Origin of the sequence: Halomonas sp. AOP7-E1-9 (genome assembly GCF_052376035.1) — a bacterium.
Lineage (GTDB): Bacteria > Pseudomonadota > Gammaproteobacteria > Pseudomonadales > Halomonadaceae > Vreelandella > Vreelandella citrativorans.
In genome coordinates, this window is sequence record NZ_JBQSVC010000002.1 from 78053 (window position 1) to 102547 (window position 24495).

Genomic DNA, 24495 nt, shown 5'->3' on the forward strand with positions numbered 1-24495 from the left:
ACCCGCTTTAATTACACTGCGGGATCAAAGGCTAATCCTGTGGGTGCAGTGCGGGAAAAAGTTAAAAACTTCTTGCCATGGCTGATCATAGTCTGTACTATATGCATCCGTTCGAAGGGGTCGTTAGCTCAGTTGGTAGAGCAGTTGACTTTTAATCAATTGGTCGTAGGTTCGAATCCTACACGACCCACCATCGAACAGCGTAATTAGACATACCGCTATGTCAGTACGGTAAGCAAAAATTTGGGTCGTTAGCTCAGTTGGTAGAGCAGTTGACTTTTAATCAATTGGTCGTAGGTTCGAATCCTACACGACCCACCAAATTCAACACCCTTGGTAGCTTGCTGCCAGGGGCGTTTTGCTGTGTGCCTGATGTGCACAGCCGCGCAATATACCACTTGCAGAAGACAACAATTTGCCACCACAATGGCTGCATGCAATGTGATTAAGAAAAGTTCATTAGAGAAAGCTGTTAAGAGAAAACAGTTTAGAGAAATAGTTTAGAGAAATAGTTAGTAGCGCAGTAGGTCACCGCGAGAGACGCAGCGGCCTGTTGCAATCGCGAGCGGCATGTGTGGATGACACAGGTCGCGACTAGTGTTTAACAGGGGGATTCCCTGTTCGTCACAGTGGTAGACACGATGACTATTATGACTTCTCAAGCTGAGCTTGATGCTCCGCTCCCTAGCCCGTATTGCCCTACTCGTATTCCCGCAGAAGACCAAGCGCGTGTCGAAGAGATAAAGCAACTGCTGCACACGCACAATGCCGTCTTGGTCGCGCACTACTACACCGATGACGCTATCCAACAGTTAGCGGAAGAAACCGGTGGCTGCGTGGCAGACTCCCTTGAAATGGCGCGCTTTGGTGCCCAGCATGATGCTACTACGTTGATTGTGGCAGGTGTGCGTTTTATGGGAGAAACAGCCAAAATCCTTTCGCCTGAAAAACGCGTATTGATGCCCACGCTGGAGGCAACCTGTTCGCTGGATATTGGCTGCCCGGTAGATGAGTTCAGCGCCTTTTGCGATGCCAACCCCGACCGAACCGTGGTGGTGTATGCCAATACATCAGCAGCTGTAAAAGCACGTGCTGACTGGGTGGTGACGTCATCCATTGCAGTTGACGTGATTGAGCATCTGCAGGCAAAAGGTGAAAAAATCCTTTGGGCGCCGGATAAGCATCTGGGGGGGTATATTCAGAAAAAAACCGGTGCTGATATGCTGATGTGGGACGGCGCCTGTATTGTGCATGAAGAGTTCAAGGCGAAAGGTATTGAAGACTTAAAACGCCTTTATCCTGATGCGGCGGTGCTGGTGCATCCTGAATCGCCGGACTCGGTGGTCAATATGGCGGATGTGGCGGGGTCGACGTCCCAGTTAATCAAGGCCGCTCAAACCTTGCCCAATAACCAGCTTATTGTGGCAACAGATCGCGGCATTTTCTTTAAGATGCAGCAAGCGGTGCCGGACAAGACATTGTTTGAAGCGCCGACAGCCGGTAATGGCGCTACCTGCCGAAGCTGCGCGCACTGCCCGTGGATGGCCATGAATGCACTGGATAATCTGGCGGATGCGCTGCGCTACGGCAGTGGGGAAATTCATGTTGATGAGTCGCTACGCCAGAAAGCGCTAAAGCCGCTTGAGCGTATGCTGAATTTCAACGCTAAATAGAACAGCTTCACGCTGTGACCAGCCCATCAGGCTCCTGGCCCTTCGCAGGCCAAGAGCTTTATGCGTGTCATTCATTTCAAAGCGTTACGTCGTTAAAAGTCATCCAGCGCTTTACGGTATTCAATAAAGGCTTCTCGGCGCTGTTCAATACGTGCAAGCGCTTGCTGGTCGTTCTCTTGCTCGGCCGCGTTGCGAGCCAGTGAGAGTTGCTGAATGCCTCGGTCGACTCGCCCTGTCAGCTGTAAATGCTCGGCGCGCGCCAAATGCCCCCAACCGTTGTGCCCGCTTCGCCCAGCGGCTTCAGCCAGCAGGTTAAAGCCAGGAGGGTATTCAGGGTTTTGCGCTGTTATGTTACGTAGGAGCTGATAAGCGGCTTCTGGGTCTCGCTGCAGTTGTGCCTCTGCCAAAATCAGTTGGGCGGGCAGATAAGACGGCATCAGCCTCAAAAGGCGCTGGCTTCGGGTAATGGCTTCATCATAGCGTTGGGCCTCCAGCGCGACGCTTGCCGCAGATGCAGGCAGCATGCCGTAATCCGGTAGCTCAGCGGCCAGTTGATCGAGCATTTGTAAGGCTTGATCCGTTTGACCATTACGCGCAGTCATTAATGCCTCTAGATAGCGGCGTGCAGGCTCTTCTGCGTCATCCTGGGCAAGGCGGGAAGCGGCTTGTTGCGGGGAGTTTTGGTAAATGCTCAATAGGGCGCGAGCGCGCATCATGTCGTAAAGCGTATTGCTGGTATAGGTGCTGGCCACACTGAGCTGCGAGGCACGCCCTTGTGCATCGCTTAAGCGGCTATCTGAAACTGGGTGGGTCAATAGAAACTCAGGCGGGTTGCCGCCTTGTAGTCGCGCCAAGCGTTGCATGGCAGAAAACATGCGGACCATGGCATGAGGGTCGTAGCCAGCATCGGCCATCGCCTGTAAGCCGATACGGTCAGCCTCTTGCTCAAAACGTCTTGAGTAGCTGAGCTGGTCCTGGATCAGGGCAGCCTGTGAGCCCATGGCGGCGGCAAGGCCCGCTTCGCCACCTCCGCTGGCCGCTACCAGCATGCCCGCTAGCATGGCCGCCATGGCAGGAAGTTGTGTCTGTTCTGCTCGCGCGCTACCTCGGGCGTAGTGACGCTGTGATAAATGGCCAAGCTCATGAGCAATCACCGAGACAAAAGCACCTTCATCTTCAGCAAAGGAAAAAAGCCCGGAATTGATTCCCACCACGCCACCGGGAACGGCAAAGGCATTGAGTGATCGGTTATCGACCATCACCATCGTCGTTTGCAGGTCTCCCAATTGGCTGTATGGCAGCAGGCGCGCCACAAGGCTTTCCAGGTAATCGCTTACGATAGGGTCTTGCCACTGAGGCGCCTGGGCCCGGAACTGACGTAGCCATGCTCGGCCCAAACGGAACTCTTCACTGCTGGCTGATGACGAGGGACCGCCAAGCGTGGGCAGATGATAGTCATTAAGTGCGTAGCTTGGCGGGCTTGAGACGCTAATGCTGCAAGCAACAATTAGCGCGCAGAGCCCGCGGGGATAAGCAGTCCGTATGTGCGGCATGGCATCCTCATTGATAAGGGTAAAGCGCAGCGGTTACCGCTGTGACATTGATTGATGCTGTAAAGTGCCGTTAAATCAAGTGAACAGTGATCATCGCAACGTAAACAGTTTATGCAACAATGGCGAGATCATGCAGGCATTTTTAGGGAGCAGGTATGTCTGAATCATTCGTACGTTTTCATCCAGACGTGGTGCTTGATGCGTGTGGGCTGCCGTGTCCGATGCCGTTACTCAAGACTAAACAGGCGTTAGCCGGTTTGGCGGCTGGGCAGTTGCTTGAAGTGCGTGCCACTGATGCAGGCTCATGGCGCGATATAGCGTCGTTTACTGATCAAGGCAATCATGAGATGGCGGCGCGAGAGCAGCATGAAGGCACGTACTTTTTTTGGATACGTAAGGCGGGAGACGCACACTAATGACCATGCGTACTATTCTTAAAAGCTGGGTTGAACGCTATTTTTCTGATGAAGAAGCGCTCGTCTTATTGCTGGTGTTGGTGGCTGGCTTTACGGCCATTATCTTGTTTGGCCACATGCTGGCGCCGTTTTTTACCGCGCTGGTTCTGGCTTTTCTGCTGCAAGGGGTGGTGAGCGCTTTAACGCGAAGAGGGATGCCTCATCTTTTAGCCGTTACTCTTATTTTTCTAGCCTTTATCAGTGCTTTGCTAACCCTTGCGTTCATTTTAATGCCGCTGATTTGGAATCAGTTGGTAGGGTTTGTACATGAAACGCCGCGCATGTTTGCCAGCGGCCAGGGGTGGTTGGATGAGATGCAGGCGCGCTACCCAAACCTGGTTACGCCTGATCAAATGCAGAGCTGGATCGGTGTAGCAAGCCGTGAAATTAGCCAGCTAGGCCAGCGTGCGCTGACGCTCTCCTTGGCCTCTTTGGGTAATGTCATGTCGCTGATTATTTACCTCGTCCTTGTGCCCATTCTGGTCTTCTTTATGCTGAAGGACCGCGAGGCGCTGGTTGGGTTCGCGGTTTCGCTGTTGCCACAAAAACGTGCGCTGTTAACGCGCATCTGGCAGGAAATGGATCATCAGATTGCGAACTATATTCGGGGCAAGTTCATCGAAATCATCATTGTGGGTACGGTAGCGTTTGGCACCTTTACCTTTTTTGGCTTGCCGTATACAGCGCTGCTGGCCGTTCTGGTGGGCTTTTCGGTGCTGGTGCCTTTTATCGGCGCTGCGGTGGCTACACTGCCGGTCATGGCGGTAGCAGGTTTTCATTTTGGATTAAGCGATCAGTTTATTTATGTGCTGGTTGCCTATGGCGTGATTCAGGCACTGGATGGAAACGTTCTGTCGCCAGTGCTGTTTTCTGAAACCAATAATATTCATCCCGTTTCCATTATTGTCGCGGTGCTTTTCTTTGGCGGTATTTGGGGCTTCTGGGGCGTGTTTTTCGCCATTCCGTTGGCCACACTGCTAAAAGCGTTGGTCTACGCTTGGCCGAGGGGTGTTCGTGAGCAGAATGGGGAAGAGGGTATTATCCAGGCGGAGTCATAAGACCGCACGGCCGCTGCCCGAGGGTTAACAATGCCCTTGGTTTAACACGCTGAGTCTTTTGAAAAGTTAACGCCCGCTTGGTGATGACACCGGGCGGGCGTTTTTATTAACGACTCGCGTGTAGTGCTTCCGCGGCAGCCAGCACTTCCTCTACGTGGCCTGGCACTTTAACGCCACGCCATTCGTTGGCAAGGTTGCCTGCTGTATCTATTAAGAAAGTACTGCGCTCAATGCCCAGATGCTCCTTGCCGTACATTTTTTTCAGTTTGATAACATCAAATATCGTACAGACGGTTTCATCCTTGTCGGAAATGAGCGGGAAGTTAAAATCCTGCTTGGCTTTAAAATTTTCCTGGGCACGCAAACCGTCCCGAGACACTCCTAAAATAACCGTATTGGCGTTATCGAACGCTTTTTTATGGTCGCGGAAATCGCCGCCTTCGGTGGTGCAGCCGGGTGTGCTGGCCTTGGGATAAAAATAGATAACGACCTGTTTGCCACGTAGTTCCGACAGTGTGATTGTCGTATCGCCCGTCGCACTTGCAGAAAAATCGGGGACAGGTTGGCCTAATTCGATATGCATGCAGACTCCTAATCGTTGACGACTTATAGGGTGATTACACGCAACCTGAGGCAGCATGTCAAAGGCATGATAGGTGTGCATCACAAACTCACAGCGGTTTGCGCTGTACAGGCTCGAATCGCCTGAGTACCATTTACCCTCTGTAGGCCCAAACGGGCAGTCGCCATGATGCGTAAAAGAGTGGTTCGGCGCCTTGTCTGGATGTCCATGTTGGGCTTGGTCTCATAATTTTGTAGATGAGGAATAAACGGATGATCACAGGCAGCATTGTCGCCCTGGCGACGCCGATGAAAGTCAATGGCGACATCGACTGGGAGGCGCTTCGTCGTCTGGTGAACTTCCACCTTGATAACGGAACAGACGGCATCGTTGCCGCAGGCACCACTGGCGAGCCCACGACCATGACGTTTGCAGAGCACTTTGACGTGATCCGCAGTGTGGTGGAGGAGGTCAATGGACGCATTCCGGTGATCGCCGGTACGGGTGCCAATGCGACGTCTGAAGCCGTCGAACTTGCTCGGTACGCCAGTGAAGTAGGGGCTGATTACTGTTTGTCCGTTTGCCCCTATTATAATAAGCCGACTCAGGAAGGCTTGTACCAGCACTTTAAGGCGGTGGCAGAAGGCAGCAAACTACCGGTTATCATGTATAACGTGCCGGGGCGTACCTGCTCTGACCTGTACAATGAAACGGTTGTACGCTTGGCAGGCGTTGATAACATCATCGGTTTGAAAGATGCCACTGGAAACCTTGAGCGCGCAGAAGATCTAATTTCGCGCTTAAAGGGCAGTGACTTTATGCTGTATTCCGGTGATGACGCGACGGCCTGCGAGTTTATGCTGATGGGTGGGCATGGTGATATTTCGGTGACGGCGAACGTTGCCCCTAAGGCAATGCATGAGCTATGTGTGGCCGCTGTCGCTGGCGACGCAGATAAAGCGCATCAAATTAATACCCGTTTAATGCCGTTGCATACTAATCTGGGCATTGAATCCAATCCTATACCGGTAAAATGGGCGCTTAACCGGATGGGGTATATGGATGCAGGTATTCGTTTGCCACTGACATGGTTATCCGAGAAGTACCACGCCACTGTCAGTGAAGCGCTGCAACTGGCGGGCGTGATTGAGGAGTAATGCTCTTTCATTACACCCAGCGCGATACCCTTTGTTACCGGGAGCACAGTGATGTGCTGCCGGTTAACTGATTTGTTGACTGTTAAGGTGGCTTGATGAGCTTTGTGCTTGAAAAACGTGCGCTTAAATGGATACCGCTGGCACTCGTAACGGCTGTCGCTCTGGCAGGTTGCGCGCGCGATGGTTATTACCACGACCGTAACCTGGATTATACAGAAGCCGCTCCGGCGCCCCCTCTGGTGCTGCCAGAGACCCGCAATGCGCAGCGCTATCAGGATGCACTGCCCGTTCCTCAAGCAGCCATGCAGGGGGTCCGCATCGAAGAAGCTGCGGAAATACGCGCTCCTCAGTCGTTATCGATTGGCAGTGGTCTAGAGCCCGAATACGTGGAACGCCGGGAAGCAGGTAGCCAAAGCTGGCTAGTGGTGGCGGCCGATACGGGCGCCGTCTGGCCGCAGTTGGAGTCCTTTGCGCGTAGCCGTCAACTAGGTGTGGAGCAAAGCGATGCGTCGCAGGGCGTTATCGTAACGTCGCAGGCCGATTTACGTCTGCAAAGTGCCATGCGTTCTGGCAGCAGTGAAGTGCGCTGTGAACGTGGTGGCCAGACCATGACGAGCTGCCTCGACGCCTTGGAAGAGTTTCTGGGGGCGCGTAGTGCGTCACAGAGCGTGGCTTCCTCCTGGAATGCCCAACGCTTGAATACCCAGCAAACGCTACAGCTTCGTCAGCAGGGTGATGAGTGGGAAGCTGTCATTCCCCAGCCGATTGATCGTGTTTGGGCTGAACTCAATCACTATCTCGCGTTGGATTTCACCCTACAAGGTCAGCGTAATCTGCTCGCTACCAGCCCGGAGCGTCATGAATTTCTGGTGGAATACATGACCGAGACTGAGCGTGGTCGCAACCCGCTGCAAATTGTATTTAGTGCCGATGTGCGCAAGATGCCCCAGGAAATACGTATTGTGCTGCAGCCCGATGGCAATCAGACCATTTTACGCGCGGTGAATGCCAGTGAGCGTGAGTTTAATGCCGATGACCAGCGTGAGCTGTTAGAACGTGTTGCTGGCTATTTACGTTAATCTGTTTATTTGATCCCTTTCGGAGCTGTCATGGAAAAGCGCCAAGAACTTTATGCCGGTAAGGCAAAATCTGTATATCACACCGATGATCCGGATCTGCTGGTGCTGCAGTTTCGTGATGACACCAGCGCTTTTGATGGTAAGAAGAAAGAAGCGTTGGCCCGTAAAGGGATGGTCAATAACGTCTTCAACGCGTTTATTATGGAGCGTTTGCAAGAGGCCGGTATCCCTACGCATTTTGAAAAACAACTCTCCGATACCGAGAGCCTTGTTAAAAAAATGCAGATGATTCCGGTCGAGTGTGTGGTACGCAACATCGCTGCGGGTGGGCTGGTAAAGCGGCTGGGCGTTGAAGAAGGTGTTGCACTTACGCCGCCTACCTTTGAGCTGTTCTTGAAGAACGACGAAAAAGGCGACCCGATGATCAACGAGTCGTTGGCAGAAACCTTTGGTTGGGCAACGCCCGAGCAGCTGGCCAAGATGAAAACGCTGACCTTCAAGGTTAACCACGTGTTAAAGCAACTGTTTGCCGAAGGCGATATGCTGCTGGTGGACTACAAGCTTGAGTTTGGCGTGTTCAAAGGCGAAGTGGTGCTGGGCGATGAGTTTTCACCGGATGGCTGCCGCCTGTGGGATGCCAATACCCGAGAGAAGCTGGATAAAGACCGCTTCCGCCAAGGCCTGGGCGGCGTGATCGAAGCCTACGAAGAAGTAGGTCGGCGTCTGGGAATCACCTTTCCTGCCTGATCGCCCGTACTAGCCAGTCATGATGTCGATAGCCACCACTTCTAACGTGGTGGCTTCGTCGTTGTGTAGGGCTCGAAACTTCACATCGACATCGCGCAGCCTAACGCCGTAGACACGCCCAGGCACCTCGCTTTGCTTGTAAGCGGGGCGTGGGTCTTGCCCAAGCACTTGCTCGATCAAGGCATACAAGCTTGCGCTATCAACGCGGCGTGCCAAGGTATCCAGCGCATCGTGGCTGAACGTGACGGGCAGCAACACGGGGGCTTGCGGTGCAAAACCGGCGACAGCTTCAGGGCGTGCTTCGGCCCAGGGCAGGTAGGGCTTGATATCGACCACCGGGGTGCCGCTCACCAAATCGCAGCCTTCGAGTCTTAAACGAACCCCTTGGTGTGTGTCGATACCGGCCAGCGTTACCAGCGAGAGGCCCAGCCGGTTAGGTCGATGGGTACTGCGGCTGGCAAATACGCCTACCTTGCGGTTGCCCCCAAGCCGTGGTGGGCGTACTAATGGCGTCCAACGCTCTGGGCTTTGATGAAAAATAAATGACACCCAAAGATGGCTAAAATCCTCCAGTCCACGCACCGTTAAGGGGTCGTTATAGGGTGCCGTTAGCACGAGACTGGCGTTGGCCGCCTGCGCCAGGCCCGGTTGGCGGGGGATGCCAAACTTGTCCGGGTAGTCGCTAACAACGTAACCGATAGGCGTCAGCGTAAAGGACGCACTTTCAGGGGCATTGTGCATGCTACTGCCTTATGCTGAGATAGGCGGCCAAGTATAAAGCAGGCTGACGTTATACGCCGAATGCTTGATCCCCATTTCGATAACTGCTTAGAGGTGATGCATGCCAACGACCGAGGAGCTTTCTGCGCCAAAAGCCCCGGCGGCGAGGGTGACCTACCGCGCTGCTTTAGCGCGCGACGCCGCCGACCAGGCAGAAGTGTTTTACCATGCGGTCATGCAAGGCGCAGCCAGCCACTATGAGCTTAGCCAGCGGCGCGCCTGGGCCAATGCGCTGCCCCGTGAAGCCAGCGCCTGGGCGGTTCGCCACGCGCTTTACACCACACTGGTGGCGGTGTGCGACGGGCGCTGTGTGGGCTTCCTTGAGCTTGATGTGAAGGAAGGGCGTATCGAAACGCTGTATGTGTGGCCCTCGCTGACCGGGCGTGGTATTGGCACCACACTGTTGATTCATGCTGAGCGTATGCTGTTGGAGCAGGGAGTTGATCGCATAGAGATTGAGGCGAGCCTGATGCTTTATGACCGCCTGCTGCGCCGAGGCTGGGAAAACCTGGGCGAGCAGTGGGTTGAACGAAGCGGTGAGTCACTTCAGCGCTATCGGATGGAAAAGCGCTTGAGCGCGATTGAAACCTGAGCCTGAGACTAAATCTGAAGCTGAGCCTGGCTATACGCTATAGCTGCGGGTAATTCGCATGGAGAGATCAATGGACTGGATATCTTTGGTCAGCGCGCCGCTGGAAATACAGTCGATCCCCGTATCGGCAATCGCTTTGAGCGTAGCCGCATCGACATTGCCTGAGGCCTCAAGCGTGGCGCGCCCGCCGTTCAGTTCGACTGCTACGTACAAATCTTCAAGTGCGAAATTATCCAGCATGATGATGTCAGCCCCGGCCGCCAATGCCTGGTCAAGCTCTTCAAAGGTCTCTACTTCCACCTCTACCGGCACATCCTTGGCAAGTGCCCTTGCATGACTCACCGCGGCCTTGATGCCGCCGCATGCCGAAATGTGGTTCTCCTTGATTAAGAATGCATCCCAAAGACCTATTCGATGATTGTGGCCTCCGCCACACGTAACAGCGTATTTTTGCGCCAAACGCAGGCCGGGAAGCGTTTTGCGGGTATCGAGCAGGCGAACGCCGGTACCCTCAATCAAGTTGACGTAGCGGCGCGTTGCGGTTGCCGTGGCAGACAGCGTTTGTAACATGTTGAGCGCCGCGCGCTCCCCGGTTAACAAACTACGTGCCGGGCCTTCCAGTTCCAAAAAGCCTTGGCCTTTATCCAGCAAGTCGCCGTCAGCGGCTAGCCAGCGAAGCGTGACGCGCGCATCCAACTGCTGAAAAATTTCATCGACCCACGCAGTCCCACACAGCACCGCAGACTCACGGGTAATCACCGTCGCCGTTGCCCACTGGTCCTCGGGAATTAGCTGGGCAGTAATATCGCCTGAGCCTATATCTTCGTTAAGCAGGCGAGTCACGCAGGTGCTGATCTCTTCAGCTAGCGCATTTTGGTTATTCATGGCGGTGAGCTCTCTGGGCATGATCAAATGAGACCGGCATTATAGTAAAAGAGAGCCGCTAATGAGAGCAGTGAAAAGAGCGCGACGTAAAGGAGACTTTGTGGGTGATTAATGACCAGACACACGACGGCTGGTGGGGCAGGGCGCGCAGGGTTGACTCGCCCAATTATGATGCGCGACCTACTGATGACGTATCGTTATTGGTACTGCATGCGATCAGTTTACCTCCTGGGCAATTTAGTGGTGATGCGATAGAGGCGCTGTTCACTAATCAACTGGCAACGGACCAGCACCCTTTTTTTGCCGAGATTGCCCATTTACGCGTTTCAGCGCACCTGCTTATCCGGCGTGATGGTGAGTGCGTGCAGTTCGTGAATACGGATCAGCGCGCCTGGCACGCTGGGCGTTCACGCTGGTGGGATAGCCACGCCATGCAGTGGCGGCAGGCATTGAATGACATTTCACTGGGCATTGAGTTGGAAGGTGATGACATAACGCCCTTTACCAAGGCGCAGTACCACGCGCTGGCAGAAGTCACTCAGTGGTTAATGGTTCGCTACCCAGCGCTTGATGCGTCACGAATGACGGGCCATGCGCATATCGCGCCGCTGCGTAAAACGGACCCAGGGCCCGCCTTTGATTGGGCCTACTTTTACCAGTGTTTGGCGAAAACCCACCTTGATACGCTTTAAAAAGAGCGATTAAGTTGTTCAACGACAAGAAAATAAAACGGTAGTTTAGCTACACTGCCTACGCATAAAGAGTAATAGGAAGCACTGTCGAAGCGTCTATGTTGCAGTGCAATAGTTTGTTTTCGATACGCTTTTCCACTACTCCGGAATTGGCAGCGTGGCGACTTTGCGGTATCTTCCTACATACAAAAGGCTAACTTTTACGACATTTATGTAGCTTTACTACATTCAGTGGTCTGTAGCTCGTTGAATATAGAGCTAAAAAAACATTAGCGTTACCGCGCAAATGCTTTTCTGCGGTGGCCATCAATCACCGCAGCTGCCCCAAACCCGTACGGGTTGGCGGGGCTCATGTCATTTATCGTCATTCGGAGAGACCTCTATGAGTCTGGAGACAAGAGAAGATCTCGATCCGGTCGAAACCACGGAGTGGCTGGAATCCCTGGAATCGGTGCTGGATCGTGAGGGCGAAGATCGCGCCCGTTACCTGATGACCCGCCTGGCGGATCGATTGCGCCGGGATGGGATGAAGGTGCCCTTCTCGGTGACAACCCCGCACCGCAACACGATTCCGCTGCATCGTGAAGCGCGGATGCCTGGTGATCTGTTCATGGAGCGGCGCATTCGCTCCTTGATTCGCTACAACGCGATCGCCCAGGTCATTCGTAATAACCGGGCCAACCCCGGGCTTGGCGGCCACATTGCCAGCTTTATGTCATCGGCAACCCTTTATGATGTGGGCTTTAACCACTTCTTCCGTGCGCCTAAAGATGACTTCGCTGGCGACCTGATCTACATCCAGGGTCACGTAGCGCCGGGCATTTACGCACGCTCCTTCCTGGAAGGTCGTCTGTCTGAAGATCAGATGGATAGATTCCGTCAGGAAGTAGATGGCGATGGCTTGTCATCGTATCCGCACCCTTGGCTGATGCCGGATTACTGGCAGTTCCCGACCGTCTCCATGGGCCTTGGCCCAATCCAGGCGATCTACCAGGCCCACGTGATGAAGTACCTGCATCATCGTGAAATGAAAGACATGTACGATCGCAAGATCTGGTGTTTCATGGGCGATGGCGAGTGTGATGAGCCGGAATCCTTGGGTGCCATCTCACTGGCAGGTCGTGAGAACCTGGATAACCTGATCTTCGTTATCAACTGTAACTTGCAGCGTCTGGACGGCCCTGTACGCGGTAACTCTCGCGTTATGGACGAGTTTGAAGGCGTTTTCCGCGGTGCCGGTTGGAACGTAATTAAAGTCGTTTGGGGTCGTCACTGGGATCCGTTGTTTGAGAAGGATAGTAAAGGCGTCCTTCAAAAACGTATGGATGAAGCGGTCGACGGTGAGTACCAGAACTACAAGGCTAACGGCGGCTCTTACACCCGTGAGCACTTCTTTGGTAAGTATCCTGAAACCGAAGAAATGGTTAAAGATCTTTCCGATGATGATATCTGGAAGCTCAATCGCGGTGGCCACGACCCGTTCAAGGTCTATGCGGCCTACCATGAAGCCGTTAACTCCACTAACGGTAAGCCGACGGTTATTCTGGCGCATACGGTAAAAGGTTACGGTATGGGTAGCGGCGATGGCGAAGCAGCCAACGAAGCGCACCAGGTGAAAAGCATGGAGTACGAAGCACTGCGGACCTTCCGCGACCGCTTCGGTATTCCGCTTTCCGATGAGCAGCTCAAGGAAGTGCCTTACTACAAGCCGGAAGATGATTCGCCCGAGCTTAAGTATATGCACTTGCAACGCGAGCGTTTAAACGGCTACCTGCCCAGCCGCAAAAGTGATTTTGAAGCGTTGGAAATCCCCACGCTTGAAGACAAAACCTTCGCCACGCAAATGGCCGGTTCAAAAGGTCGTGAAGTATCGACCACCATGTCCTTTGTGCGCGTGCTCAATGGCTTGGTTAAAGACAAGAAGCTTGGCAAGCTGGTCGTTCCGATTATCCCTGATGAAGCGCGTACCTTCGGTATGGAAGGTATGTTCCGTCAGCTCGGCATTTATACCGCCGAAGGCCAGAAGTATGAGCCGATGGATAAAGGCCAAATCATGTACTACCGCGAGGACCAGAAAGGCCAGGTTCTCGAAGAAGGTATTACGGAAGCCGGCGCGATGTCCGCGTGGATGGCGGCTGCCACGTCTTACAGCAATAACCACCTGACGCTGTTGCCGTTCTACATCTACTACTCGATGTTTGGCTTCCAGCGCATTGGTGACTTGGCCTGGGCCGCAGGTGACCTGCAGGCACGTGGCTTTATGGTCGGTGGTACCGCCGGGCGTACGACGCTTAATGGCGAAGGTTTGCAGCACCAGGATGGCCACAGCTTAATCCAGGCGTCGACCATTCCTAACTGCCGTAGCTACGACCCCACGTATGGTCACGAAGTCGCTGTCATCGTTCAGGATGGTTTGAAGCGCATGTTCACTGATAAAGAGAACTGCTTCTACTATCTGACGGTGATGAACGAGAACTACGAGCATCCGGAGCTTGAAAACGTACCGGTCGACGATATCGTCAAAGGCATGTACCTGCTGCATGAGACGAAGGGCGACAAGGGCCGCGTTCAGCTGATGGGGTCTGGCACCATTCTGCGTGAAGTGGAAGCCGCCGCTAAGCTGCTCGAACAAGACTGGGGTGTTGGCGCTGATATCTGGAGCGTGACCAGCTTTAACGAACTGCGTCGTGAAGCGCTGCTGCTTGAGCGTGAATCCTTCCTGAATCCGGACGCTGAGGCCAACAAGCCGCACGTGACGAAATGTCTGGAAGGCCGTGACGGCCCGGTCATTGCTTCGACGGACTACATGAAGCTCTATGCGGATCAGGTCCGTGCATGGGTACCAGGCGACTATACTGTTCTGGGTACCGATGGCTATGGTCGTTCGGACACGCGCAAGAAGCTGCGTTACTTCTTCGAGGTGGATCGCTACTTCGTTGTTGTAGCGGCCCTGCGAGCACTGGCTGAGCGTGGCGAGATTGAACGTAAGCAGGTTGGCGAAGCCATGAACAAATATGGCATCGACGCTAACAAGCCGAACCCGCTGACCAGCTAAACCGCTGCCCGGCGGGTTAAGTGCCCGCCGGCTCGATCCGATTTGAAAGGAGCGCGACCTTGAGTAGCGAAATCATCAAAGTGCCCGACATCGGCGGTAGCGAAGGTGTCGAAATCATCGAGATCGCGGTGTCGGAAGGCGACGTCATTGCAGCGGAAGACACCCTGATCACGCTGGAGTCTGATAAAGCCAGCATGGATATACCGGCCCCGAAGGGCGGTAAAGTCGTTAAAGTGCTGGTTAAAGAAGGCGATACCGTTTCCGAAGGCGACGATATCGTTGAGCTGGAAGCGGAAGGCGGCGGCGATGCCGAGGAAGAGGACGACAAGCAAGCGTCCGAACCCGAGCAGAAAGAAGCCCCTGCGGCCGAAGAGAAGCCCAAGTCCGAGCAGAAAAGCGCCAGGAAATCCGGTGGCGGTAAGCAAACCGTGGATATCAAGGTGCCGGACCTAGGCGGCTCTGACAACGTTGAGATCATCGAAGTTGCGGTGAGTGAAGGCGATAGTATCGATGCTGAAGATACGCTGATCACCCTGGAGTCTGATAAAGCCTCCATGGATGTGCCGAGCCCGCATACCGGCAAAATTGTCGCGTTTACCGTTAAAGAAGGCGACACGGTTTCTGAAGGCGATGTTATCGGCCAGATGGAAATCGAAGGTGAAGGTAGCGACGAGGCCGACGATGAAGCGTCTGCTGAGGAAGAGCCGAGCGCCTCCAGCAGCGAGCCTGAAGATACCCGCAGCGACGACAGCGAAGACGACGCGGCCAGCGGCGAGCCAGAGCGCAAGGAGGTCCGCGTTCCGGATATTTCCGGCTCTACCGACGTACCGATTATTGAGATCGGTGTGGCAGTAGGCGATGAGATCAGCGAAGAAGATCCGTTGATCACGCTGGAGTCTGATAAAGCCTCCATGGACGTCCCCAGCCCCTATAAAGGCAAGCTCCTTGAGCTGACCGTTAAAGAGGGTGATACCGTTTCTGAAGGCGATATCATTGGTTATATGGAAGTAGCGGGCGCGAAGAAAGCCGCTTCCAAGCCAGCGCCGAAGAAGGAGACTGCTCAGAAAACCGCTGAGAAGAGCACTGCCAAGCAGGGCGCATCAACCGTAGGCGGTACGCCCAGCCCTGAAGCGCAAATGGCCGCGCACAAGCCGCGTGATGGCAAGTTGGTACACGCAGGCCCAGCCGTGCGTATGCTGGCCCGCGAGTTTGGCGTCGACATTGGCCTGGTTAAGCCCAGCGGCCCCAAAGAGCGCGTGCTCAAAGAGGACGTTCAGGCCTATGTGAAGCAGGTCATTGCGAACCAGGGCAAGGCGCAAGCATCGGGCGGAGCAGCTGCCGCCACGGGTGGCGCCGGTATTCCGCCGATTCCGGACGTCGATTTCAGCCAGTTCGGTGAAGTGGAAGAGAAGCCGATGGGCCGCCTGTTGAAAATGGGCGCGACCAATCTGCATCGTAGCTGGCTCAACGTGCCCCACGTGACCCAGTTTGACGAAGCGGATATCACCGAGCTTGAGAACTTCCGTAAGTCGATGAAAGCCGAAGCTGAAGCGCAGGGGGCCAAGTTAACCCCGCTGCCCTTCCTGGTGAAAGCGTGTGCTTTTGCGCTGCGTAAGTTCCCGCAGTTTAACGTCAGCTTAAAAGGCGACGGCGAAACGCTGGTATGGAAGAACTACGTTCATATCGGTATTGCTGTTGATACCCCTGATGGCTTGATGGTGCCGGTACTGCGTGATGCCGATAAGAAGTCCTTGATCGAGATTGCCAAGGACATGGCAGAGCTGGGTAAAAAGGCACAAACCAAGAAGCTCAAGCGGGAAGAGATGACCGGTGGCTGTTTCACTATTTCGAGCCTGGGTTCGATTGGTGGCACGGCGTTTACGCCGATCGTGAATGCGCCTGAGGTGGCTATTTTGGGTGTTTCCAAAGCCCAAATGAAGCCGGTTTGGGATGGCGGTGCCTTCCAACCGCGCTTGATGATGCCGCTGTCGCTTTCCTATGATCACCGGGCAATTAACGGTGCGGATGCTGCGCGTTTCACGGCATTCCTGGCGGATGTGTTGACCGATATTCGCCGCTTGTTGCTGTAATCAGGTTGTCGGCATGATGTGGATTGTCGTGGCGCCGTTTGATGCGGTATCACGGCAATCCACGCAGCAGTATATGAGAAAGTAGCTGCAAATTAGGTTTAGTCAACGGCGCCCAGTGATGGGCGCCGTTTGCGTTTAGCGCTTCAAACGAGGCGGTCGGTGCGCCTGGCGTGCATCACTTGGCTGTTTTATTTAAAAAATCTTACAAAAATACCCTTCTCAGGCTTTTGGGGAGTTGTGCCGCATGAGTGGCCCAGTTATTGTCGGTTAATTCATTTTATTGCGTTTTACTTTCAAGGAGCAGTGGCTATGCGTTTAATCCTGTTGGGTGCCCCCGGCGCGGGGAAAGGGACTCAAGCTCAATATATTTGCGAGCAGTTCAAGATTCCTCAGATTTCCACCGGGGATATGCTACGCGCGGCAATCAAAGACGGCACCGAGCTGGGGCTAAAAGTTAAAGAGATAATGAACAGTGGTGGCCTGGTGTCCGATCAGATCATTATTGACTTGGTGAAAGAGCGTATCAGCCAGCCAGATTGCGAGAACGGGTTCCTGTTTGACGGGTTCCCGCGGACCATCCCTCAGGCCGATGCCATGAAAGAGGGTGGCGTGAAGATTGACCACGTGCTTGAGATCGCTGTCCCGGATGAAGAAATTGTCAACCGCTTGGCGGGGCGCCGCGTTCACCCGGCATCCGGGCGTGTTTACCACGTCGATCATAATCCGCCTAAAGAGCCTGGCAAAGACGATGTAACGGGCGAGCAGCTTATTCAGCGTGAAGATGACCAGGAATCAACCGTGCGTAACCGCTTGTCGGTTTATCACGATCAAACGGCACCGCTGGTGGATTACTACCAGCAGTGGGCAAACAAGGACGCTGAAGCAGCGCCCCAGTACCACCGTGTTGAAGGCGTAGGCAGCGTTGCCGATATTACGCGCCAGGTAAAAGAAGCCCTTGGCTGATTAAACGATGCTCGCTAAGCCGATGGCCCGCCAAGCGCGGGCCATCGTCGTATGGGCGCACTAAAGGTATAATGTTCGACTACTTATCACGAGTGCGGAATTGCTATGTCGTTACACCTTCTTGCGCTAGATGCCTCATCCAGCGCCTGCTCGGTAGCACTGCTACGTCAGAACGGCGCTGACCGCGAATGTCTAGCGCGCTACGAGATGACGCCGCGTGCGCATACTCGGCGGTTAATGCCGATGGTGGACGAGCTGTTAGCGCAAGCGCAGATTACACCGGCGGCGCTCGACGCCATTGCCTTTGGACAAGGGCCGGGCTCATTTACCGGGCTGAGAATCGCTACCGGAACGGCACAAGGCCTGGCCTTTGGTTTGGACCGGCCATTACTCGGTGTCTCAACGCTCAAGGCGTTGGCTCTCCAGGCCCATCGGCGTTTTCACTTTCGCTATATCGTCACTGCTCTGGATGCGCGTATGGGCGAGGTCTACGCGGCCACTTGGCACTGTTTGAACGATAGCGTGAGTCTGGAGCAAGCTGAAGCCGTGTTGGCCCCGGAAGCGTTTTCACTACCTGAAGATGAAACTGACTGGGTCGGTGTAGGCTCAGGTTTTACACTTTGGGAGCGCTTTGCAGCCACGGTGCAAGTGAGCATGAGCCAGCACCTGGTTGATATGGAGCCTCGCGCTGAAGAAATGGCCTGGTTGGGTGCCGATGATTTTGCGGCAGGGTTAGGTCAGCCGGCGCATCTGGCTCAGCCGGTGTATTTGCGTAATAACGTTGCCTGGAAAAAGCCGGCATGAGCCTGCCTGAAAAGGCCGTACTCCCAGAAGGACTGGCGCTTACGTATTGCGAGGGACGTTTAGTGCTGGCAGGGGATGAAAAACGCTATGGTAAACCACTAAGCGTTGATTTTGCTGCAGGTAAAGCAGCCCATCGGCGTCAGTTTGGCGGTGGGCGAGGCCAACTGGTTGCCAAGGCGTGCGGGCTTGCTAAAGGCGTGACGCCAAGCGTTGTCGATGCGACGGCAGGGCTTGGGCGGGATGCCTTTGTACTGGCCGCACTGGGCGCTCATGTGCTGCTGGTTGAGCGTGTCGGCGCGATTGCCGCGCTGTTGGAAGACGGCCTGCTGAGAGCCGCTAAAGCGCATGATATCGCTGATATCATCGCTCGCATGACCTTGCGCCATGGCGACGCGGCTCAGTCGCTTGAAGCGTTGGTTACCGAGGCCGCGTTTGATCCACAGGTCGTGCACCTGGACCCGATGTTTCCGCATCGGGAAAAGTCAGCGCTGGTCAAAAAAGAGATGCGTCTGTTTCGCGAATTGGCGGGCGATGACGATGATGCGCCGCGTTTGTTGGAAGCCGCTCTGGAGGTAGCGACACACCGGGTGGTGGTAAAACGTCCCCGTAAAGCCCCTCCGATTGCAGGCCCTGCGCCTCAGCATGTGTTGGAGGGAAAGACCAGCCGCTATGATCTCTATGTTAAGCAGTCGCTTCATCGTTGAGTCGATACGCATTACGCATTAACGAGGTATTTCATCAGGAGCAGAGCGCTATGAAGTATCAGCCCCTGACATGGCATGCGGGCAATCGGTTTACCCTGCTGCCAGAGGCGTCTCGCTTTCTACCCGCCATGCTTGAAGCCATCAACCACGCCAATCACTATGTGTTGGTTGAGCTTTACTTGATGGAGTCGGGAGCGCTTGCTGACCAGGTGATACAAGCACTGACAACGGCAGCCCAGCGGGGTGTAAGGGTGTATCTGCTGTTGGATGGCTTTGGTTCCAAGGGGCTTGCTAGCAGCGACCGCGAGCGGCTTCTTGACGCGGGCGTGGCGCTGCGCTTTTTCAATCCGGTGGGGCTCCACTCACTGGCTCGGAACCTTAGTCGTGACCACCGCAAAATTATAGTGGTCGATGGACAAATAGCCTTTACCGGTGGGTTTGGCGCCGTCGATGAATTTTTAGAGGCATGGTACGACATTGCCGTGCGTATTGAAGGCCCGGTCATCGCCGACTGGGAGATGCTTTTTCGCACCCTTTGGCGTTCGCGCTTAACACGCGCAGAGGATAAGCGTCCTCCGGCGCCTCTTCCTCAACAGCGCCAGACAGAGGCGTTTGAAGGCGGGGCAATCGGCCGAGCCATACAGGGCCGAGGCTACCGGTACCAGGCGATTCGTCACTCGCTTTACCGCCGGGTGCAGGGCGTTCAAGGGCGTCTTTGGCTCTGTACGCCCTATTTCGTGCCTACGTTTACACTGCGCCGTCGCTTGGCGCGGGCTGCAAAGCGGGGCGTGGATGTACGCCTTTTGCTGCCCGGCGCGAAGCATGACCACCCCAGCGTGCGTTACGCAGGACAACGTTTTTATCAGTCGATGCTTAAAGCGGGCGTACGCATTTACGAATTCCAGCCGACGTTTATTCATGCCAAATTTGTACTCGCGGATGACTGGGTGAGTATTGGCTCGTGTAACTTCGATCACTGGAATCTGCACTGGAACCTGGAGGCCAATCAGGAAGTGATGGACGAGCGGCTTGCTCAGGATGTGTGCGCTATGTTTGAGCGTAATTTTTCGGCCAGCAAGGAAGTGCTGGCCGAGGAGTGGGCCGCGCGCTCTTGGAAGCAGCGCGCCTTTGAATGGATATTTGGTACGCTGGATTCAGTGATTACCCGGCTTAAGTAACGATACCGGGTTGAATGAACACTGACTTAGCGGCGCTTGCGGCTCTTGGCAGGCGTTTTTTTGCGCGGCTTGGGTTTGGGCGTTTCCGGTGGAACGCGGTAATGCAAATACAAATCAAGCACGAGCTCTGGCAATTGCGCGACCAGGCTTTCCTGGTGTGCCGTGTCGCTTGCCATCTCGGCCATGTCGGGCTCATCATCAAATAGCCCGGAAAGCAGCATAAAGGGCAAAAGCAGTGTTGCCGCGGCTTCTTCATCCTCCTGGAACCACGCGCTTTCATCGCTGAAGACGCCTTCCATAAAGCCCGCGCACCAGTCGCCAATCGGTGTTTCTTCCGCAGGCAGCCCATCCAGGGTTAAATCAAAAGGCAGTTCAGGAAGCCCGCCTTGCTCCAGCACGGCCATTGCATTGTTGCGCAGCAGGGTTAGCAGATTAACAATTTCATTGCGCTCGTTATCATCGGCATAGCGCGGTTCGCCTTGAAACAGCTCAACGAGCCACTGGGCCGGTGATACTTCGCTGGGGGCTACCGCGAGTGCCACGAGAAAGCCGTGGGCGGAGATCACGTCCAGCGCGTCTTCATCGACCTGGTCTGAGTCGAGGAAATCATCCAGCCTGTCGAGCTGCTCATCGGTCAGCAGTGGCTGCGGAGGGACAGTCTCTGGCGCGTTTGCATCGTCGGGGCGCTCTGCCATAGCAAGCCTCATGAGTTGGGTCGTTTAAAAAATGATACTAATGGGTAACCATCATTTAGGCATTCATTAATGACAAGTTTATCACTAATAGGCGCATCGCTAACGGGTACATTGCCGCTGCCGCCCTGGCCGGAAGATGAATTGGCGGCGCTGTCACCCGAGGCGCTACAAAAAGCGGCATTAAGCCGGGTCGAGCAAGCGTGGCAGCGCTGCCTGGAAGTGTATCCGCAGTTGCCGCGGCCCCGCGTATGGTTTGACTTAAAGGGCGCTTCAGCGGGGCAAGCCCATTGGGGGCGCGGTGGCCTGCGGTTTAATTTTATTTTGCTTAGTGACAATCGTACTGCGTTTTTTAGCGATGTGATTCCGCATGAGATGGCGCATTGGCTGGTGTTTCATCTACGTGATGGGCGACGCTTAAAACCACACGGGCAAGAGTGGAAAACCGTGATGCGGGACTTGTTTGGGCTAGCCCCTCACGTTACCCACCGCTTCGACGTTCATAAGGCTCAGCCTGCACCTTACCGCTATCAGTGCGCCTGCCGTGAGCACTTGTTGACGGCCAGGCGTCATGCGCTAGTTAACAAGGGGCGCCGCTATCGTTGTCGTCATTGCCAGGAGACGTTGGTCTATATCGCTTACGATAATCATTGAAAGTCATCCAGGTTGCTGTTTTTTAAATAAAAAATGTTAATACCAATGTCTAAGAGGAAGCCGCCTAAGGGAGGTTTATGCTAGGGGAACATTCAGTGGTGTCGGGGCAACAAAGAATAATACCGACTACATTCCTATTGAGAGTGCGTTTCTACGGACATGAGGCAACTATGAGCGAACATCAAAACGTCTATCCGGTGCGCGATGCTATCGCCGCCAACGCCTGGGCCGATAAAGAAAAGTTCACGGCCATGTACCAGCAGTCCAAGGATGATCCCGAAGGTTTCTGGGCAGAGCAGGCCAAGCGTCTTGATTGGATTAAAGTGCCAACCATCATCAAGAACACCTCATTTAAACGGGATAATGTGGATATTCGGTGGTTTGAGGACGGCGTACTCAACGTGAGTGCCAACTGCCTTGACCGGCACCTTGAACAGCGCGGTGATCAAACGGCGATTATCTGGGAAGGCGATAATCCTGATGAATCCAAGCACATTACCTATCGTGAACTGCATGAGCGCACCTGCCAATTGGCCAATGCTCTGAAGTCGCTGGGTGTTGAGAAAGGCGATACGGTGACGATGTACATGCCCATGATCCCAGAAGCGGCCATGGCAATGCTTGCCTGCGCACGGATTGGTGCGGTCCACTCGGTCGTCTTTGGTGGCTTTTCGCCCGATGCGGTAGCCCAGCGGATTATTGGTGCTGATTCCAAACTGATTATTACCGCCGACGAGTCAGTGCGTGGTGGCAAACACGTGCCGCTCAAGGAGAACGTCGATTCAGCACTCACCCGCGAAGGCACCGACGTCTGCAAGAACGTACTGGTCGTAAAACGTACCGGCGGTGACATCGACTGGAAAGAAGGCCGCGATCTCTGGTTTGATGAATTGGTTGATCGACAGCAAGCGGTGTGCGACGCCGAGCCGGTGGGCGCCGAAGATCCGTTGTTTATCCTGTATACGTCCGGCTCAACAGGTGCACCTAAAGGCCTTAAGCACACGACGGGTGGCTACCTTACCTACGCCGCCATGACTCACCAGTATGTGTTTGATTACCAGGAGGGCGAGGTCTATTGGTGCAGCGCTGATGTGGGCTGGGTGACCGGACACAGCTATATCGTCTACGGGCCGCTTGCCAACGGTGCGACCACGTTGATGTTTGAAGGCGTGCCCAGCTATCCGACTCACGGGCGCTTGGGTGAAATTGTTGATAAGCATAAGGTCAACATTCTGTACACCGCGCCCACTGCCGTGCGTGCCCTGATGGCCCATGGTGACAACGTGATGAGCACCAGCTCACGCGACAGCCTGCGCCTGCTGGGTTCGGTAGGCGAGCCGATTAACCCGGAAGCTTGGGAGTGGTTCTATCGGGTGATTGGCAACGAAAACTGCCCCATTGTGGATACCTGGTGGCAAACGGAAACCGGCGGCATCATGATTTCTCCGCTGCCCGGCGCAATGGATCTAAAACCTGGCTCTGCCACGTTGCCCTTCTTTGGCGTACAACCAGCCTTGGTGGATAACGAAGGCCACCAGCTGGAAGGCGCCGCCGAAGGCAATCTGGTGATCCTTGATTCCTGGCCGGGGCAGGCGCGCTCTATCTGGGGCGATCACGAACGCTTTGTGCAGACCTACTTCTCCACCTACGATGGCATGTACTTCACCGGCGACGGCTGCCGTCGTGATGAAGATGGCTATTACTGGATTACCGGACGTGTGGATGACGTGCTTAATGTGTCGGGCCATCGCATGGGCACCGCAGAAATAGAGTCCTCGCTGGTTGCTCACTCGGCGGTGGCTGAAGCGGCGGTGGTAGGTTTCCCCCACGATATCAAGGGGCAGGGCATCTATATCTATGTAACACTGAACGATAGCATTGAGCCATCTGATGAGCTTAAGAAAGAGCTGACCCAGTGGGTACGTAAAGATATTGGGCCTATTGCCTCCCCCGATGTGATCCAGTGGGCGCCGGGGCTGCCTAAAACGCGCTCGGGCAAGATTATGCGGCGTATCTTGCGCAAGATTGCGGCCAACGAATGCGACGGCCTGGGGGACACAAGCACGCTGGCTGACCCCTCAGTGGTTGACGAATTGATTGAGCATCGAGCCAATCAATAGTAGCTTACTACTCAGTGGCTTAAGCGTGATGAGTGCTACGTAAGTTGATGAGTGTCAGCCAAAAAGAGCGCAAATAGCAGCATGCTGCGCTTATGCGTTGTAGTGCCGACCAGAGGGTCGGCACTGTTGCGTTTAAAAGGGTGACATAATGATGACAAAATATGCAGGTATGCTTGGGCATGAAGAAACCTTGGGGTACCATGCGTTGACCGTTTGAGCCTAGCGTCGTAGCGGCACGTATTTCCGCTGCACGAGGAACCGGAGGAATATCCATGGCAGTAGCCCATAAGTTTATCGTTGCAGACGACCATCCGCTGTTTCGTGCAGCGCTCACTCAGGCCTTGCGCCAATTAGCCCCGCAGGCTGAGATTGTCGAAGCCGACACCATGGAAGCCACAACGGAAGTGGTCAATCGCCATCCTGATGCCGACCTGATCTTGCTGGACTTGCACATGCCTGGGGCGCATGGCTTTTCAGGGCTCATTCAGTTGCGTGGCCAAATGCCGGATATTCCGGTGGCGGTGGTGTCGGGCAGTGATGAACCTTACGTCGTGCGGCGGGCAATTGACTACGGTGCTTCGGGCTTTATTCCTAAATCATCGTCGTTGCAGCTGATTGCTGAAGCGGTAGGCGAAATTCTTCAGGGTGAAGTCTGGCTGCCAGAAGCGTTGGCTAACGTGTTGGAAGAGACCAGTGAAGAGGAGTCGCGCTTTGCCGAAGCGATTGCTTCGTTAACGCCCCAGCAGTTTCGTGTGTTGAATATGCTAACCGAAGGGCTGCTCAATAAGCAGATTGCCTACGAGCTCAACGTTTCTGAAGCAACGATTAAAGCCCATGTGACGGCGATTTTACGTAAGCTGGGCGTTCATTCGCGCACACAAGCGGTCATTGCGGCGCAAAAACTGGAAGTCGAGCCGCCTAAAGTCGAGTCATAAACGCTCTCGTGGCGTGATTAAAAAAAACCGCTTACGCGCAACGTAAGCGGTTTTTTTCTGCGGTACA

The 24495-nt window shown here is 54.6% G+C and carries 22 protein-coding genes and 2 tRNA genes; 19 read left to right on the forward strand and 5 right to left on the reverse strand.

From position 1 onward, the window contains the following. The first annotated feature begins 117 nt into the window (after positions 1 to 117). The 3 genes from ACT3R4_RS02015 (at position 118) to nadA (ending at position 1673) form a co-directional block, all read left to right on the forward strand. Positions 118 to 193 (forward strand) — tRNA-Lys (locus ACT3R4_RS02015). 52 nt (positions 194 to 245) lie between these two features. Next, a tRNA-Lys gene (locus ACT3R4_RS02020) sits at positions 246 to 321 on the forward strand. Between the two features lie 320 nt (positions 322 to 641). After that, positions 642 to 1673, forward strand: coding sequence for a quinolinate synthase NadA (gene nadA, locus ACT3R4_RS02025; protein WP_441677248.1), 1032 nt, complete (start codon positions 642 to 644; stop codon positions 1671 to 1673). 92 nt (positions 1674 to 1765) lie between these two features. On the opposite strand, the gene ACT3R4_RS02030 is transcribed toward nadA, so the two are convergent. Beyond that, complete coding sequence (locus ACT3R4_RS02030; RefSeq protein ID WP_441677246.1) at positions 1766 to 3226, reverse strand: M48 family metalloprotease; 1461 nt, start codon at positions 3224 to 3226, stop codon at positions 1766 to 1768. A gap of 155 nt (positions 3227 to 3381) precedes the next feature. On the opposite strand from ACT3R4_RS02030, the gene ACT3R4_RS02035 reads away from it, so the two are divergent. Together ACT3R4_RS02035 and ACT3R4_RS02040 are read left to right on the forward strand one after the other, a co-directional pair. After that, the gene (locus ACT3R4_RS02035; RefSeq protein ID WP_172117402.1) at positions 3382 to 3642 is read left to right on the forward strand and encodes a sulfurtransferase TusA family protein; all 261 of its coding nucleotides are present in this window, start codon (positions 3382 to 3384) and stop codon (positions 3640 to 3642) included. Then, complete coding sequence (locus tag ACT3R4_RS02040) at positions 3642 to 4739, forward strand: AI-2E family transporter (RefSeq protein ID WP_441677243.1); 1098 nt, start codon at positions 3642 to 3644, stop codon at positions 4737 to 4739. The genes ACT3R4_RS02035 and ACT3R4_RS02040 overlap by 1 nt, the downstream gene beginning before the upstream one ends. Positions 4740 to 4845: 106 nt before the next feature. Here the strand turns inward: ACT3R4_RS02040 and ACT3R4_RS02045 are convergent, their stop codons facing one another. Then, positions 4846 to 5322: a peroxiredoxin gene (locus ACT3R4_RS02045; protein ID WP_441677241.1), complete on the reverse strand. Its 477-nt coding sequence runs from the start codon at positions 5320 to 5322 to the stop codon at positions 4846 to 4848. Between the two features lie 251 nt (positions 5323 to 5573). Here ACT3R4_RS02045 and dapA point away from each other — a divergent pair, with 251 nt between their 5' ends. The 3 genes from dapA to purC all read left to right on the forward strand — a co-directional run bounded on the left by dapA (position 5574) and on the right by purC (position 8284). Continuing rightward, positions 5574 to 6458, forward strand: coding sequence for a 4-hydroxy-tetrahydrodipicolinate synthase (gene dapA / locus ACT3R4_RS02050; RefSeq protein ID WP_193053282.1), 885 nt, complete (start codon positions 5574 to 5576; stop codon positions 6456 to 6458). A 95-nt stretch (positions 6459 to 6553) separates the two neighbouring features. Continuing rightward, a complete protein-coding gene (locus tag ACT3R4_RS02055) occupies positions 6554 to 7537 on the forward strand; it encodes a lipoprotein, NlpB (protein WP_441677239.1) in 984 nt (327 codons plus the stop codon). Positions 7538 to 7567: 30 nt separating this feature from the next. Then, positions 7568 to 8284 carry a phosphoribosylaminoimidazolesuccinocarboxamide synthase gene (purC, locus tag ACT3R4_RS02060; RefSeq protein ID WP_172117407.1) on the forward strand — a complete coding sequence of 239 codons (717 nt, stop codon included), beginning with the start codon at positions 7568 to 7570 and terminating at the stop codon, positions 8282 to 8284. 9 nt (positions 8285 to 8293) lie between these two features. Here the strand turns inward: purC and tsaA are convergent, their stop codons facing one another. Next, on the reverse strand, positions 8294 to 9025 hold the full coding sequence (gene tsaA, locus ACT3R4_RS02065) for a tRNA (N6-threonylcarbamoyladenosine(37)-N6)-methyltransferase TrmO (RefSeq protein WP_172117408.1): 732 nt from the start codon (positions 9023 to 9025) through the stop codon (positions 8294 to 8296). Positions 9026 to 9125: 100 nt separating this feature from the next. Here tsaA and ACT3R4_RS02070 point away from each other — a divergent pair, with 100 nt between their 5' ends. Next, the gene (locus ACT3R4_RS02070; RefSeq protein ID WP_172117409.1) at positions 9126 to 9656 is read left to right on the forward strand and encodes a GNAT family N-acetyltransferase; all 531 of its coding nucleotides are present in this window, start codon (positions 9126 to 9128) and stop codon (positions 9654 to 9656) included. A 30-nt stretch (positions 9657 to 9686) separates the two neighbouring features. Here ACT3R4_RS02070 and nadC read toward each other — a convergent pair whose 3' ends face one another. Then, a complete protein-coding gene (gene nadC / locus ACT3R4_RS02075; protein ID WP_172117410.1) occupies positions 9687 to 10541 on the reverse strand; it encodes a carboxylating nicotinate-nucleotide diphosphorylase in 855 nt (284 codons plus the stop codon). 107 nt (positions 10542 to 10648) lie between these two features. Here nadC and ampD point away from each other — a divergent pair, with 107 nt between their 5' ends. The 7 genes from ampD to ACT3R4_RS02110 all read left to right on the forward strand — a co-directional run bounded on the left by ampD (position 10649) and on the right by ACT3R4_RS02110 (position 20027). After that, positions 10649 to 11233 carry a 1,6-anhydro-N-acetylmuramyl-L-alanine amidase AmpD gene (gene ampD, locus ACT3R4_RS02080; protein WP_172117568.1) on the forward strand — a complete coding sequence of 195 codons (585 nt, stop codon included), beginning with the start codon at positions 10649 to 10651 and terminating at the stop codon, positions 11231 to 11233. Between the two features lie 382 nt (positions 11234 to 11615). After that, positions 11616 to 14288 (forward strand): pyruvate dehydrogenase (acetyl-transferring), homodimeric type, encoded by a 2673-nt coding sequence (gene aceE / locus ACT3R4_RS02085; RefSeq protein WP_441677236.1) that lies wholly within the window; start codon positions 11616 to 11618, stop codon positions 14286 to 14288. Positions 14289 to 14347: 59 nt separating this feature from the next. Continuing rightward, positions 14348 to 16378, forward strand: coding sequence for a pyruvate dehydrogenase complex dihydrolipoyllysine-residue acetyltransferase (gene aceF / locus ACT3R4_RS02090; RefSeq protein WP_441677234.1), 2031 nt, complete (start codon positions 14348 to 14350; stop codon positions 16376 to 16378). 309 nt (positions 16379 to 16687) lie between these two features. Further along, complete coding sequence (adk, locus tag ACT3R4_RS02095) at positions 16688 to 17341, forward strand: adenylate kinase (RefSeq protein WP_172117413.1); 654 nt, start codon at positions 16688 to 16690, stop codon at positions 17339 to 17341. 105 nt (positions 17342 to 17446) lie between these two features. Beyond that, complete coding sequence (gene tsaB / locus ACT3R4_RS02100) at positions 17447 to 18145, forward strand: tRNA (adenosine(37)-N6)-threonylcarbamoyltransferase complex dimerization subunit type 1 TsaB (protein WP_441677232.1); 699 nt, start codon at positions 17447 to 17449, stop codon at positions 18143 to 18145. Beyond that, positions 18142 to 18849: a class I SAM-dependent methyltransferase gene (locus ACT3R4_RS02105; RefSeq protein ID WP_441677230.1), complete on the forward strand. Its 708-nt coding sequence runs from the start codon at positions 18142 to 18144 to the stop codon at positions 18847 to 18849. The genes tsaB and ACT3R4_RS02105 overlap by 4 nt, the downstream gene beginning before the upstream one ends. Before the next feature lie 50 nt (positions 18850 to 18899). After that, entirely contained in the window at positions 18900 to 20027 is a 1128-nt protein-coding gene (locus ACT3R4_RS02110; protein ID WP_441677228.1) for a phospholipase D-like domain-containing protein, read from the forward strand. 26 nt (positions 20028 to 20053) lie between these two features. On the opposite strand, the gene ACT3R4_RS02115 is transcribed toward ACT3R4_RS02110, so the two are convergent. After that, entirely contained in the window at positions 20054 to 20722 is a 669-nt protein-coding gene (locus ACT3R4_RS02115) for a YecA/YgfB family protein (protein ID WP_441677226.1), read from the reverse strand. A gap of 69 nt (positions 20723 to 20791) precedes the next feature. Here ACT3R4_RS02115 and ACT3R4_RS02120 point away from each other — a divergent pair, with 69 nt between their 5' ends. The 3 genes from ACT3R4_RS02120 (at position 20792) to ACT3R4_RS02130 (ending at position 24428) form a co-directional block, all read left to right on the forward strand. Further along, complete coding sequence (locus tag ACT3R4_RS02120; RefSeq protein ID WP_441677224.1) at positions 20792 to 21373, forward strand: SprT family zinc-dependent metalloprotease; 582 nt, start codon at positions 20792 to 20794, stop codon at positions 21371 to 21373. A 170-nt stretch (positions 21374 to 21543) separates the two neighbouring features. After that, complete coding sequence (gene acs, locus ACT3R4_RS02125) at positions 21544 to 23493, forward strand: acetate--CoA ligase (protein WP_193053276.1); 1950 nt, start codon at positions 21544 to 21546, stop codon at positions 23491 to 23493. Between the two features lie 272 nt (positions 23494 to 23765). Beyond that, positions 23766 to 24428: a LuxR C-terminal-related transcriptional regulator gene (locus ACT3R4_RS02130; protein WP_016916171.1), complete on the forward strand. Its 663-nt coding sequence runs from the start codon at positions 23766 to 23768 to the stop codon at positions 24426 to 24428. Positions 24429 to 24495: the final 67 nt, after the last annotated feature.

Excerpts from the sequence above, each read along its gene's own strand:
- ACT3R4_RS02030 (WP_441677246.1), bottom strand. The coding sequence starts at position 3,226 with ATGCCGCACATACGGACTGCTTATCCCCGCGGGCTCTGCGCGCTAATT.
- acs (WP_193053276.1), top strand. The coding sequence starts at position 21,544 with ATGAGCGAACATCAAAACGTCTATCCGGTGCGCGATGCTATCGCCGCC.
- tsaB (WP_441677232.1), top strand. The coding sequence starts at position 17,447 with ATGTCGTTACACCTTCTTGCGCTAGATGCCTCATCCAGCGCCTGCTCG.
- nadC (WP_172117410.1), bottom strand. The coding sequence starts at position 10,541 with ATGAATAACCAAAATGCGCTAGCTGAAGAGATCAGCACCTGCGTGACT.
- ACT3R4_RS02045 (WP_441677241.1), bottom strand. The coding sequence starts at position 5,322 with ATGCATATCGAATTAGGCCAACCTGTCCCCGATTTTTCTGCAAGTGCG.
- tsaA (WP_172117408.1), bottom strand. The coding sequence starts at position 9,025 with ATGCACAATGCCCCTGAAAGTGCGTCCTTTACGCTGACGCCTATCGGT.
- ACT3R4_RS02110 (WP_441677228.1), top strand. The coding sequence starts at position 18,900 with ATGAAGTATCAGCCCCTGACATGGCATGCGGGCAATCGGTTTACCCTG.
- ACT3R4_RS02055 (WP_441677239.1), top strand. The coding sequence starts at position 6,554 with ATGAGCTTTGTGCTTGAAAAACGTGCGCTTAAATGGATACCGCTGGCA.
- dapA (WP_193053282.1), top strand. The coding sequence starts at position 5,574 with ATGATCACAGGCAGCATTGTCGCCCTGGCGACGCCGATGAAAGTCAAT.
- ACT3R4_RS02120 (WP_441677224.1), top strand. The coding sequence starts at position 20,792 with ATGACAAGTTTATCACTAATAGGCGCATCGCTAACGGGTACATTGCCG.
- ACT3R4_RS02035 (WP_172117402.1), top strand. The coding sequence starts at position 3,382 with ATGTCTGAATCATTCGTACGTTTTCATCCAGACGTGGTGCTTGATGCG.
- purC (WP_172117407.1), top strand. The coding sequence starts at position 7,568 with ATGGAAAAGCGCCAAGAACTTTATGCCGGTAAGGCAAAATCTGTATAT.
- nadA (WP_441677248.1), top strand. The coding sequence starts at position 642 with ATGACTATTATGACTTCTCAAGCTGAGCTTGATGCTCCGCTCCCTAGC.
- ACT3R4_RS02115 (WP_441677226.1), bottom strand. The coding sequence starts at position 20,722 with ATGGCAGAGCGCCCCGACGATGCAAACGCGCCAGAGACTGTCCCTCCG.
- adk (WP_172117413.1), top strand. The coding sequence starts at position 16,688 with ATGCGTTTAATCCTGTTGGGTGCCCCCGGCGCGGGGAAAGGGACTCAA.
- ACT3R4_RS02070 (WP_172117409.1), top strand. The coding sequence starts at position 9,126 with ATGCCAACGACCGAGGAGCTTTCTGCGCCAAAAGCCCCGGCGGCGAGG.
- ACT3R4_RS02130 (WP_016916171.1), top strand. The coding sequence starts at position 23,766 with ATGGCAGTAGCCCATAAGTTTATCGTTGCAGACGACCATCCGCTGTTT.
- ACT3R4_RS02105 (WP_441677230.1), top strand. The coding sequence starts at position 18,142 with ATGAGCCTGCCTGAAAAGGCCGTACTCCCAGAAGGACTGGCGCTTACG.
- ACT3R4_RS02040 (WP_441677243.1), top strand. The coding sequence starts at position 3,642 with ATGACCATGCGTACTATTCTTAAAAGCTGGGTTGAACGCTATTTTTCT.
- aceE (WP_441677236.1), top strand. The coding sequence starts at position 11,616 with ATGAGTCTGGAGACAAGAGAAGATCTCGATCCGGTCGAAACCACGGAG.